9 protein-coding genes are annotated in these 13,029 nt (G+C 60.3%); 8 read left to right on the forward strand and 1 reads right to left on the reverse strand.

From position 1 onward, the window contains the following. On the reverse strand, window positions 1-2,745 hold a 2,745-nt coding region (locus tag ACZRKZ_RS24075), incomplete at its 3' end, for a retention module-containing protein (protein ID WP_463982957.1). 339 nt (window positions 2,746-3,084) lie between these two features. Here ACZRKZ_RS24075 and ACZRKZ_RS24080 point away from each other — a divergent pair. From ACZRKZ_RS24080 to ACZRKZ_RS24115, 8 genes are all read left to right on the forward strand, one after another. Next, window positions 3,085-4,434: a TolC family outer membrane protein gene (locus ACZRKZ_RS24080; protein WP_133103588.1), complete on the forward strand. Its 1,350-nt coding sequence runs from the start codon at window positions 3,085-3,087 to the stop codon at window positions 4,432-4,434. A 40-nt stretch (window positions 4,435-4,474) separates the two neighbouring features. Further along, window positions 4,475-6,631, forward strand: coding sequence for a type I secretion system permease/ATPase (locus ACZRKZ_RS24085; protein WP_463982958.1), 2,157 nt, complete (start codon window positions 4,475-4,477; stop codon window positions 6,629-6,631). Beyond that, complete coding sequence (locus ACZRKZ_RS24090) at window positions 6,621-7,985, forward strand: HlyD family type I secretion periplasmic adaptor subunit (protein ID WP_463982959.1); 1,365 nt, start codon at window positions 6,621-6,623, stop codon at window positions 7,983-7,985. Before ACZRKZ_RS24085 ends, ACZRKZ_RS24090 begins: the two co-directional genes overlap by 11 nt. Window positions 7,986-8,228: 243 nt before the next feature. Then, on the forward strand, window positions 8,229-9,113 hold the full coding sequence (locus ACZRKZ_RS24095) for a TauD/TfdA dioxygenase family protein (RefSeq protein ID WP_463982960.1): 885 nt from the start codon (window positions 8,229-8,231) through the stop codon (window positions 9,111-9,113). Window positions 9,114-9,127: 14 nt separating this feature from the next. Continuing rightward, a complete protein-coding gene (locus ACZRKZ_RS24100; protein WP_463982961.1) occupies window positions 9,128-10,153 on the forward strand; it encodes an ABC transporter substrate-binding protein in 1,026 nt (341 codons plus the stop codon). Window position 10,154: 1 nt separating this feature from the next. After that, the gene (locus ACZRKZ_RS24105; RefSeq protein WP_463982962.1) at window positions 10,155-11,006 is read left to right on the forward strand and encodes an ABC transporter ATP-binding protein; all 852 of its coding nucleotides are present in this window, start codon (window positions 10,155-10,157) and stop codon (window positions 11,004-11,006) included. Window positions 11,007-11,032: 26 nt separating this feature from the next. Next, window positions 11,033-11,881, forward strand: a complete 849-nt coding sequence (locus tag ACZRKZ_RS24110; protein WP_463982963.1) for an ABC transporter permease — start codon at window positions 11,033-11,035, stop codon at window positions 11,879-11,881. 171 nt (window positions 11,882-12,052) lie between these two features. Further along, the gene (locus ACZRKZ_RS24115) at window positions 12,053-12,973 is read left to right on the forward strand and encodes a LysR family transcriptional regulator (RefSeq protein ID WP_463970619.1); all 921 of its coding nucleotides are present in this window, start codon (window positions 12,053-12,055) and stop codon (window positions 12,971-12,973) included. Window positions 12,974-13,029 lie beyond the last annotated feature (56 nt).

Consider the following 13,029-nt stretch of genomic DNA (forward strand, 5'->3'; position numbering starts at 1 on the left):
GCTGCCAGCGGCGTGGCTCAACGTCGCGGTGTAAGTAACCTGGCCGCCTTCGCTGACTTCGCCGGAGGCGGTCAGTTTGATGGTCGACGGAGTTTCAGTATCGATAACGGTGGTGCCAGCCGGCTTGTCGCTGACGGTAAGTTTTTCGTACTTCTCGCCGCCGCTGACCACTTCGCTAATGGTGTTAGAGATCGCGGGATTGACGTAAACGTCTGCCGGGACGGTGATGGTTGCGGTGCCCGACGAAGCGTTGTTGGCGATGGTGATGGTTTCGCCATTGGCCAGTTTTACGACCAGGGCGGAGCCGAGGTTGAGGACTGGGTTGCCGTCCTTACCAACGAGGCTCGCGGTGTAAACAATCTCGCCGCCTTCATTGATGCTCGGGGTGGCGTGGAGCGAAACAGTGACTTCATCAATGGTGTCTTTGACGAGGGTATCGGCAGCGCCGCCGACAATTTCCAGCTTCTCAAAGCTACCGCCGACGATGCCGTCGGGCTTGATGGTGGCCGAGACGGTGCTTTCATCTTTGAAGACGTCATCAGTTGGAGCGTCGAATTTCGTTTCGCCCGAGAACTTGCCCTGAGCGATTTCAATCACGGCCCCGTTGCTGAGGGTGACGGTCATGTTGCTGCCGGCTGCGTGGCTCAGCGTCGCGGTGTAAGTAACCTGGCTGCCTTCGTTAACTTCGCCCGATGCAGTCAACTTGATGGTCGTAGTATCCAGCGAGTCGACGATCTTGGTCTCAACCGGCGCAGTATTAGGCGTCAGCTGTTCAAAATTGCCGCCGGTGGTGGACTTGATGAAGTCGGTGACGGTGCTGCCATTGTTGTAAACATCGTTGACCGGCGTATCGACCACGACAAAACCGCTGGTTTCCCCGGCTTCGATGGTGATCACCGCGCCGCTATTGAGCGTCACGGTGACGGCGGTGTCGGCAGGGTTGGTCAGTGTGGCGGTGTAGGTGATCTTACCGCCTTCAACAATCGACCCTTCAGCGTTCAGCGTCAGGTCGGTGTTGTCCAGGGAGTCGACGATCTTGGTCTCAACCGGCGTAGTATTAGGCGTCAGCTGTTCAAAATTGCCGCCGGTGGTGGACTTGATGAAGTCGGTGACGGTGCTGCCATTGTTGTAAACATCGTTGACCGGCGTATCGACCACGACAAAACCGTTGGTTTTCCCGGCTTCGATGGTGATCACCGCGCCGCTATTGAGCGTCACGGTGACGGCGGTGTCGGCAGGGTTGGTCAGTGTGGCGGTGTAGGTGATCTTACCGCCTTCAACAATCGACCCTTCAGCGTTCAGCGTCAGGTCGGTGTTGTCCAGGGAGTCGACGATCTTGGTCTCAACCGGCGCAGTATTAGGCGTCAGCTGTTCAAAATTGCCGCCGGTGGTGGACTTGATGAAGTCGGTGACGGTGCTGCCATTGTTGTAAACATCGTTGACCGGCGTATCGACCACGACAAAACCGCTGGTTTTCCCGGCTTCGATGGTGATCACCGCGCCGCTATTGAGCGTCACGGTGACGGCGGTGTCGGCAGGGTTGGTCAGTGTGGCGGTGTAGGTGATCTTGCCGCCTTCAACAATCGACCCTTCAGCGTTCAGCGTCAGGCCGGTGTTGTCCAGCGAGTCGACAATCTTCGTCTCAGCCGGCGCAGTATTGGGCACCAGGCTCTCAAAATTCCCACCCGTCGTCCCAGTAATCGTGGTGCTGACTGTACTGCCATTGTTGTAAACGTCATTGGCCGGGGTATCGACCACCACTGTGCCGGTGGACTTGCCCGCTTCAATGGTAATTACCGAGCCATTGCTCAAGGTGACGGTCACCGGCGTTTGCGCCGGGTTGGTCAGCGTCGCGGTGTAAGTGATCTGGCCGCCTTCGGTCACGCTCTCGCCCGCCGTCAGCGTGACGGTGGTGGTGTCGATGGTGTCGGTGATCTGGGTCACGGCCGGCGCCGGGTTGATGGTCAGCTCCAGGTTGGTGCCGCCAGTGGTGCCGGTAACGGTGACGCTGATCTGGCTTGGATCGATATAAGGGCTGTCATTCGGCGCCATGGGCACGTTGACGGTGCCGGTCAACTGGCCAGCCGGGATGGTGATCACCGAGCCGTTGGACAGGGTGATGCTCAGGTCGCTGGTGGGCGCTTGGGTCACGGTGGCGGTATAGGTCAGCACGCCGCCAGCTTCGGTGATGGTCGGCGTGGCACCCAGGGTAAGGGTCGATGGTACGGGCGCGGCTGGGCCCGCTTGGTCAGCGTTGGTGGTCGGTTGCGCGGCGAGGCGTTCGGTCAATGGGGCCGTGGTAACGGCCAGGCCGGCAGTCGGGAAACCAATCGTTGGGTCAACGCGGCCTGCGGTTGCATCCAGCACCACGAAGCTGTGACCACCACCCGCGGCGCCCGTACCGGCAGCGGTTGGGCCCGCAGCGGTGGCTTCCAGCTCGGTGGTCGGGTCGGCGCCGGCGGCGATGGCTTGCTGCAGTTCGGCAACCGACGGTGCGGCTTGCGCGGTGGCCTCGGCCAGGTCGGTGCTGGAGTCGGGGGCGTCGGCGCTCCACTGGGTGTCGCGGCCCAGGTCCAGGGTCCGGCCGTCGGCCAGTTCCAGACTCACGGCGCCGGAGAGACCGGTGTCTATCTGGTCACCGACGAACAGACGATCACCTTCAACGAGAACACGTCTGACCCCTTCCGGAGAAATGACGAACACTTGGCCAACAATGCTTTTGACGATGGCAACAACGCTGCTCATTGAAGAGTTCTCCGGCGATCCGTTCGGGTGACTTCCATAGTCCTGACAATCATTTAGATGCCAGTTTGGAGGTGCTTAAGTTTTGACAGACTGATCGTCAATAATTTGGCTGTAATTTTTTAGAAATTAACTTTATGCCAAACTATTGACCTTGTGGGCTCCATCCTAAACAATCGCCCCACTAATGTCACATTGATATTTACGTGGCGAATCGTCCTACGGTGTGTGATCCAGTTCCGCTTTTGAACTTTCCGACGCACGGTCATTACGGTTGCCATTTTCCGACGCAGCGACATGAGTCGCTGTGATTTGAGACAAGAAGTCCTGGGGAATTTTTTAATGCGTTTGCAACTGCTCAAGGCTATACCGTTCGTCCTCGCCGCCAGCTTCGTACAAGCACAAACATTGCCCCAGGCCATGCAGCAAGCGCTGGATGTGCATCCGGAGATCCAGGCGGGCGTCAACAGCCGCCTGTCTGCCGACTACCAGTTGCGAGCCGCCCAGGGTGGTTATTTGCCGCGCGTCGATCTGAACGCCGGGTACGGTCGGGAAGGCACCGACAGCTCGTCCACCCGAACCAATAGCAGCAACCACTGGGACACGCTCAATCGCAGTGAATCCAGCCTGCGCCTGCAGCAAATGATTTTTGACGGTTTTGCTACTTCCAGCGAAGTAGGGCGTCAACAAGCCAACGTTAACTCCCGCGCGTACTCCCTGCTCGGCACCTCCGAGCGCACTGGATTGACAGTGGCCCAGGTTTACCTCGACGTGCTGACCCGCCGTGAATTTGTGCGCCTGGCCGAAGACAACCTGCGCAACCACGAACGCATCTACGACCAGATCAAGCTGCGCACCCAGCGTGGCGTAGGCAGCGGTGCCGACCTTGACCAGGCCGAAGCCCGTCTGGCCCAGGCCCGCAACAATGTGATCACCGAACAGACCAACCTGGCCGATGCCCAAACCAACTACCTCAGCGCCGTTGGCCAGATGCCGGACCAGTTGGAGCGTCCTGCCCCATTCATGGCACTGCTGCCCGTCGACTTGAATGAAGCGCGCCGCCAGATGCTCGACAACAGCCCGATCCTGCGCTCTGCCGAATCCGATATCGTCGCCGCCGAAAAGCAGTACGAAGCGGCCAAGTCGTCCTTCTACCCGCGTTTTGATGCCGAGCTTGGCACCAACGCCGATAACAACATCGACGGCGACGCCAGCCACAACAATGGCTGGGAAGCCATGGTACGTATGCGTTTCAACCTGTTCGCCGGTGGCAGCAACAAGGCCGACCTGCAATCCAAGTCCTACCAGTCCAACCAGGCCCTGGATATCCGCAACAACGCCTTGCGCCAGCTGAACGAAGAGTTGGGCCTGGCCTGGAACGCCCTGAACAACGCCAATGCCCAGGTGCCGATCGCCCAGCAATATGTCGACCACAGCAACAACGTGCGTAGCGCCTATCAGAAGCAATTCAGCCTCGGCGAGCGGACCCTGCTGGATTTGCTCGACAGCGAGAACGAGCTGTTCACTGCCTCCCGGCGCCTCGAAGAGATAAAAAACGTTCAGTTATTTACTCAGTACCGAATCAAGGCGACCATGGGCGAGTTGCTCAAGAGCCAGGGAGTGGTCGCACCGATGGCCTCCGTCGTACAAAACGATGTGAAGCCGAAGGTTCAACTGCCTGGGATGAATTGAGTAAAAACTCATTGTCCAATTGTTAGTTGAGAGTGTTCGCGTGGAATCAGAAGTCAGTCGAGTTCATCTCAGTCATGATCCACGCGCACTGCACGACGACCCGTTACTCGACGGTTTATTGACGCTCTGTGCCCTGCACCAGAAGCCGGCCAGCGCGGCGATGCTCACCACCGGCCTGCCGCTGCCCGCGCAACGCCTGAGCGCTGATCTGCTGGCTCGTGCCGCCGCACGTGCCGGGTTGCAGGGGCGTTTGCTGCAACGCAAGCTCGAACAGATCCCCACCATTGCCCTGCCGGCGCTGCTGTTGCTCAAGGACGGTCGTAGCACCGTGCTGGTCGGCTGGCAAGGCGAGGACGAAGCGCGGATCCTGCTCAGCGAAAGCGACGGCGGTGAAGTGATCATCAAGCGCGAGCAGCTCGCCGATGACTACACCGGCAAAGTGTTCTTCGCCCAGCCCCAGCACAAATTCGACGTCAACCACGGCACCCTGATTCCCCGTGCCCGCTCGTGGTTTCGCGACACCCTGAAGCGTTCGCGCTGGCTCTACACCGACGCCATCGCCGCCAGTTTCCTGATCAACATCATCGCCATGGCCGCGCCGCTCTTTGTGATGAACGTCTACGACCGCGTGGTGCCGAATCAGGCCACGGCGACCCTGTGGGTGCTGGCCATCGGCATCGGCGGCGCCTACTTGTTCGACTTGATCCTCAAGAGCCTGCGCAGCTTGTGCCTGGACCTGGCGGGGAAAAAGACCGACCTGATCATCTCGGCCACGCTATTCGAGCGCATTGTCGGCATGTCCATGAAGTACCGCCCGGCGCGGGTCGGCAGCTTTGCCCAGAACATCCACGAATTTCAGAGCCTGCGTGATTTTCTCGCGTCTCTGACCCTCACCAGCCTGATAGACCTGCCGTTCACCCTGCTGATCTTCCTGGTGATTGCCATCCTCGGTGGGCACCTGGTGTGGGTTCCGGTGCTGGCGTTCCCGATTGCCCTGGGGATCGGCTACGCCCTGCAAAAACCCCTGGTGGCGACCATGGAACGAACCATGGCCCTGGCCGCCGAGCGCCAGTCGAGCCTGATCGAAACCCTCGCCGGGCTGGACGCGGTCAAGGTTAACAACGCCGAAAGCGAACGCCAGTACCAGTGGGAACAGACCATTGGCACCCTCAGCCGTCTTGAGCTGCGGGTGAAGTTGCTGTCGGGCCTGTCGATGAACATGACCCTGCTGATCCAGCAACTGGCTGGCGTCATCATGATCGTCTTCGGCGTGTACCAGATCATTGACGGCAACCTCAGCATGGGCGGCTTGATCGCCTGCTACATGCTCAGCGGCCGCGCCCTGAGCCCGCTGGCCTCGCTGTCGGGCCTGCTGACCCGTTACCAGCAAGCCAAGGTTACTATGACCTCGGTGGACCAGATGATGGAGTTGCCCCAAGAGCGCAATTTCGAAGAACGCCCTATGAGCCGCCGCACCCTGCAAGGCGCCATCGAGTGCCGTGGCCTGAACTTCACCTACCCGAACCAACAGAACGCTGCGCTGAAGAACATCAACCTGGTGATCAAGCCCGGCGAGAAAATCGGCATCATCGGCCGCAGCGGCTCGGGTAAAAGCTCCCTGGCCAAACTGCTGGTGGGCCTCTATCAACCGGATTCCGGTGCACTGCTGGTGGACGGCGTGGACATCCGCCAGATCGACGTCAGTGAATTGCGCCACAACATCGGCTATGTACCGCAAGATATCCAACTGCTGGCCGGTACCCTGCGTGACAACCTGGTCTCCGGTGCCCGCTACGTCGAAGACGAGGTAGTCCTGCAAGCCGCCGAGCTTGCCGGTGTGCATGAGTTTGCCAGCCTGCACCCCCAGGGCTATGAGCTGCAAGTCGGCGAACGTGGGCAGAACCTGTCTGGCGGCCAGCGGCAAAACGTCGCCCTGGCTCGCGCCCTGCTGCTCAACCCGCCTATCCTGCTGCTCGACGAACCGACCAGCGCCATGGACAACACTGGTGAAGAACGCTTGAAACAACGCCTGCAAGCTGTGGTGGCAAACAAGACGGTGGTGCTGGTCACGCACCGTGCCTCGCTGCTGTCCCTGGTGGACCGCCTGCTGGTGGTCGACCGTGGGCAGATCCTCGCGGACGGCCCGAAAGCCGTGGTCATGGAAGCGTTGAAGAAGGGGCAAATCAGTGTCGCTTAACTCTATCAAAGCTTCGATCGGCAGCTATTTTAAAGGCTCCGAATCTCTTCATGATCAACCGCTGCCCGAGGTCAACAAGGCGTTGATCGAAGATGCGCCGCGGGTCATCCGCCTGACCATCTGGGCGATCATCGCGTTCTTCGTGTTCCTGATGACCTGGGCGTATTTCTCCAGCATCGACGAAGTAACCCGTGGCGACGGCAAGGCCATTCCGTCCTCCAAGCTGCAGAAAATCCAGAACCTGGAAGGCGGTATTGTCGCCGAGTTGTACGTGCATGAAGGCCAGATCGTTGAAGCCGGTGCTCCGCTGATTCGCCTGGATGACACCCGCTTTGCCTCCAACGCCGGTGAAACCGAAGCCCAGCGGCTGTCCATGGTGCTGCGAGTCGAGCGCTTGAGCGCCCAGGTGGATGATCGTCCGCTCAATATCACTGACGACGTGCTCAAGGCTGCGCCAAGCCAGGCGGCCAACGAACGCTCCTTGTACGAGAGCCGTCGCCAGCAGCTCAAGGATGAGATCGGCGGCTTGCAGGAGCAATTGGTGCAGCGCCAACAGGAACTGCGCGAGTTCAGCTCCAAGCAAGGTCAGTACCGCAACCAGTTGAGCCTGCAACGCCAGGAAATCAACATGTCCGAGCCGCTGGTGGCCCAGGGCGCGGTATCGCCGGTGGAAGTGCTGCGCCTCAAGCGCGCCGAGATGGAAACCCGTGGGCAACTGGACGCCACTACCCTGGCCATTCCCCGCGCCGAATCGGCGATCAAGGAAGTGCAGCGCAAAATCGACGAGACCCGCGGCAAATTCCGCAGTGAAGCCCTGACCCAACTCAACGAAGCCCGCACCGAACTGAACAAGGCCGAGTCCACCGGCAAGGCCTTGGAAGATCGGGTCAGCCGCACCCTGGTGACCTCGCCGGTACGCGGCATCGTCAAGCAGCTGCTGGTCAACACCGTTGGCGGCGTGATTCAGCCAGGCAGCGACATGGTGGAAATCGTGCCGCTCAACGACACCCTGCTGGTGGAAGCCAAGATCCGCCCCCAAGACATCGCCTTCCTGCATCCGGGGCAGGAGGCGATCGTCAAGTTCACCGCCTATGACTACACCATCTACGGCGGCCTCAAGGCCAAGCTGGAACGCATCGGCGCCGACACAATCACCGATGAAGACAAGAAAAACACTTACTACATGATCACCCTGCGCACCGACCGCAGCCACCTGGGCACCGATGAGAAGCCGCTGCTGATCATCCCCGGCATGGTCGCCTCGGTGGACATCATCACTGGCAAGAAAAGCATCCTCAGCTACCTGCTCAAGCCCATCATCCGGGCGCGGGCAGAGGCGTTGCACGAGCGCTAATCCGTAGCAGTTGTCGAGCGCCAGCGAGGCTACGTCGGCCGCACTCAAGCCTGGCCTCGGCACGGAGTCGCACCTGTCGCCGCCTCGCTAAAGCTCGGCGGCTGCTACGAAAGTGGAGAGGGCCGCACCCCGTCGGCCCTCTGAAGCTGCGGCCCAAAAGCCATATAGATATTCGCTAACGGTATTTAAACTGCGGTTCTTATATCTATAAAGTCACTCTCCTGATCGCTCGGGAGTGAACCCATGCCTGCAACCTCCGCTGTTCCAACCACCACCCAAACTTTCGACATCCGCCCATTCCCCGGCAGCGTCGGCGTCGAGGTGATTGGCCTGGACCTTTCCCGCCCGGTCAACGACCAGGACTTCGCCCGCATTCACCGCGCGCACCTGGACCACCACGTCGTGGTCTTTCGCGACCAACGCATCACCCCCGAACAACAGATCGCCTTCAGCCGCCGCTTTGGCGTGCTGCAGATCCACGTGCTCAAACAGTTCCTGCTGGCCAACCACCCGCAAATCCTTATCGTCTCCAACATCATCGAGAACGGCCAATCCATCGGCCTGGGAGACGCCGGCAAGTTCTGGCATTCGGACCTTTCCTATAAGGAACTGCCGAGCCTGGGCTCGATGCTCCACGCCCAGGAGCTGCCGTCCGAAGGCGGCGACACCCTGTTCGCCGATATGCACAAAGCCTGGGAGCAACTGCCCGAGCACTTGCGCCAGGCCATCGAAGGCCGCAGCGCCGCCCACTCCTACACCGCGCGCTACAGCGAAACCAAATTCGAAGGCAACTGGCGCCCGACGCTAACCCCCGAGCAACTGGCCCAGGTCGCCGAAGTGGTACACCCCATCGTGCGCACCCACCCGGAAAACGGCCGCAAGGCGCTGTTCGTCAGTGAAGGCTTCACCACCCGCATCGTCGGCCTGCCGGAGGACGAAAGCCGCGACCTGCTGGCCCAGCTCTACGCCCACAGCGTGCTGCCGGAAAACATCTACCGCCATCAATGGCAGCCCCACGACCTGGTGTTCTGGGACAACCGCTCGCTGGTCCACCTGGCCGCCGGTTGCCCCAGCTACCTGCGCCGCAAGCTGTACCGCACCACCATCCAGGGCGACGCGCCTTTCTGATTCGGAGCAGCACCATGTTCAAGAAAACTCCATTCGCACGACTGGCCGCAACACTTGGCCTAAGCGTCAGCCTTCTGGCTGGCAGCCTGATCGCACCGGCCGCAGCCCAGGCGGAAGGCGAAATTCGCATCGCTGAACAGTTCGGCATCGTCTACCTGTTGCTCAACGTGGTGCGCGACCAGAACCTGATCGAGAAATACGGCAAGCAAGAGGGCATCGACATCAAGGTCGACTGGACCCAACTGTCCGGTGGCGCGGCGGTCAATGACGCGTTGCTCTCCGGCTCCATTGATATTGCCGGCGCCGGTGTCGGCCCGCTGCTGACCATCTGGGACCGCACCCACGGCAAGCAGAACGTCAAGGCTGTCGCCTCCCTGGGCAACTTTCCTTACTACCTGGTGAGCAACAACCCCAAGGTTAAGACCATCGCTGACTTCACCGAGAAAGACCGCATCGCCGTGCCTGCCGTCGGCGTTTCCGTACAGTCGCGCTTCCTGCAATACGCCGCGGCCAAGCAATGGGGCGACAAGGAATTCGATCGCCTGGACAAGTACACCGTCGCCGTTCCGCACCCGGATGCCACCGCTGCACTGATCGCCGGCGGCACTGAGCTGACCGGGCACTTCTCCAACCCGCCGTTCCAGGATCAGGCGCTGACCAATCCCAACGTCCATGTGGTGCTCAACACCTATGACCTGCTGGGCCCGAACTCACCGACGGTGCTGTTTACCACCGAGAAATTTCGCAACGACAACCCGAAAACCTACAAGGCCTTCGTCGAGGCATTGACCGAAGCCGCGCAGTTTGCCCAGAACGATAAAGGTGCTGCCGCCGACACCTACATCCGCGTGACCAAGGCCAAGATCGACCGTGTTGCGCTGCTGAAAATCATTGATAACCCGCAATTTGAATTCAGCGTTACGCCGAAAAACACCTACCCGCTGGCCGAGTTCCTCTACCGCGTCGGCGCCATCAAAAACAAACCCGAATCGTGGAAGGATTACTTCTTTCAAGATGCCAAACCGTTGCAAGGGAGCTGAGATGAACGCGCCCTTGCAAGGCCACACGGCCAGCAACCTGCAGACCCCTTCCGCGCTGCTGTCGGTGGACCATGTCAGCCTTGAATACCGCACGCCTGAACGAGTGGTGCGGGCCACGCATCAGGTCAGTTTTGAGATCGATCCGGCCGACCGCTTTGTGCTGCTGGGGCCTTCGGGCTGTGGCAAATCCACGTTGCTCAAGGCCGTCGCCGGGTTTATAAAACCCTGTGAAGGCGAGATCCGCTTGTTGGGGCAAAAGGTCGACCAGCCGGGCCCGGACCGTATCGTGGTGTTCCAGGAATTCGACCAACTACCACCGTGGAAAACCGTCAAACAGAACGTCATGTTCCCACTGCTCGCCTCCAAAACCCTCAAGCGCCGCGAAGCCGAGGAGCGGGCGCTGTACTACCTGGAAAAAGTCGGCCTGACGGCCTTTGCCGATGCCTATCCGCACACGCTGTCCGGCGGCATGAAAGCGCGTGTGGCGATTGCCCGAGCCTTGGCCATGCAGCCGAAAATCCTGCTGATGGATGAGCCCTTCGCTGCCCTCGACGCTTTGACCCGGCGCAAGATGCAGGAGGAGTTGCTGCTGCTCTGGGAAGAGGTGCGCTTCACTTTGCTGTTCGTCACCCACTCCATTGAAGAAGCGCTGGTGGTGGGCAATCGCATCCTGTTGCTGTCGCCTCATCCGGGACGGGTTCGCGCGGAAATCCACAGCCATCAATATGACCTGAAGAGCCTTGGCGGTGTGGAGTTCCAGGCCTCGGCGCGGCGCATTCATCGGCTGTTGTTTGATGAAGTGCCTGAAGCCGAACGTGAGTTGGGTTTCGCCGATATCCGCATCGCTTATTGAAGGGTTGCACCTTGAAGGATTACAGCATGCGCCAGGAATATGAAGTCACCCTCCAACCGCTGCTCAGCGTCCCCTTGGAACGCGAGCTGCCTCTGCGTCAGCGGCTGTGGCAACAAGGCTGGCTGCGCAAAAGCCTGATCCTGATCGTGCTCGCCATCCTCTGGGAAGCGGCAGCTCGTTATCAGAACAACGATTTGCTGCTGCCGAGTTTTTTGCAGACCTTCCACGCGTTCTACGACGGCATTGCCAGCGGCGAGTTGCTGGGCAAGGTCAGCATTTCCCTGGTGGTGCTGCTCAAGGGCTATCTGATCGGCATCGTGCTGGCATTCGCCCTGACCACCTTGGCGGTATCGACCCAATTGGGCCGCGACCTGTTGAGCACCCTGACCTCGATGTTCAACCCGTTGCCGGCGATTGCGTTGTTGCCGCTGGCGTTGTTGTGGTTTGGCCTGGGGCAGAACAGCCTGATTTTCGTGCTGGTGCATTCGGTGCTGTGGGCATTGGCGCTTAACACTTACTCGGGGTTTCTCGGCGTCTCGGAAACCCTGCGCATGGCTGGGCGCAACTATGGTCTCAAGGGCATGCGCTTTGTGCTGTTCATCCTGATTCCGGCGGCGTTGCCGTCGATCCTCGCTGGGTTGAAAATCGGCTGGGCGTTTGCCTGGCGTACGCTGATCGCCGCCGAACTGGTATTCGGCGCCACCAGCGGCAAGGGTGGCCTGGGCTGGTACATCTTCCAGAACCGCAATGAGCTGTACACCGACAAGGTTTTTGCCGGGCTGGCAGTGGTGATCCTCATCGGGCTGCTGGTGGAAAACCTGGTGTTTGACACCCTGGAGCGGGTCACCGTGAAACGTTGGGGTATGCAGCGCTAATCACCTGCTACTCCCTGTAGGAGCGAGCTTGCTCGCGAAAAATGCCCAGGCAACGCGTTCCTTCAGGATGCCCGCGTTATCGTTAACACTCTTCGCGAGCAAGCTCGCTCCTACAGAGAAGCCTGCTACGATTGCGCCAAGTTCACTCCCCACTGATCACGAGTGCTTGGCATGCAACTACCGGACATGAACCTGTTGGTGGCCCTCGACGCGTTGCTCGACGAGGGCAGTGTGGTGGGCGCTGCGCGGCGGATGAATCTGAGCCCGGCGGCGATGAGCCGCACCCTGACGCGAATCCGCGAAGCGGTGGGCGACCCGATCCTGGTGCGTGCCGGTCGCGGCCTGGTGCCGACCCCCAAGGCCCTGGAGTTGCAGGACCAGGTGCGCAGCGTGGTGGAGCAAGCGGCGCTGCTGTTTCGCTCAGCCGATCAGGTGGACTTGAGTACCCTGCGGCGGCGGTTCAGCGTGCGGGCCAATGACTTTTTTGTCGGGGTCTATGGCGGTCGTTTGTTCGACACCATGGAGCGCATGGCGCCGCTGTGTGAGCTGCGCTTCGTGCCCGAAGGCGACAGCGATGATGAAGCGCTACGAGAAGGGCGGCTGGACCTGCGGGTTGGTAACACCATGCCGATCACGCCTGAGGTGAAGGTGCAAAACCTGTTTTCCACCACCTTCGTCGGCCTGGCACGCATCGGCCATCCGCTGTTCGATGGGGAAATCACCGCCGCGCGGTTTGCCAGTTACTCCCATATCAGCATCTCCCGCCGTGGCATCGCCCGTGGGCCGATTGACACCGCCCTCAATGCCCAGGGCCTGGAGCGCCGGGTGGCGATGATCGCGCCGGGGTTTCACGGTGCGATGTTCATGCTGCCCGATTCTGACCTGATCCTGCCGGTGCCCAAGGAAGCGCTGTACAGCGTCAATCGCCTGAATCTGCCGCTGCGCGCCTTCACCTTGCCTATCTCCCTACCGACCCTGGTGTTGACCCAGGCCTGGCATCCACGTTTCGACAAGGACCCAGCGCATAAATGGCTGCGCGAGACCATGCGCGAGTGCTGCGAAGCGACATGGCGCGAAGCCCAACCCACCTGATTCCCTGTAGGAGCAAGCTCGCTCCTATAGGTGAATAGTTGCGTCTGGCGCACTTA

Source organism: Pseudomonas sp. c313, from assembly GCF_055407145.1.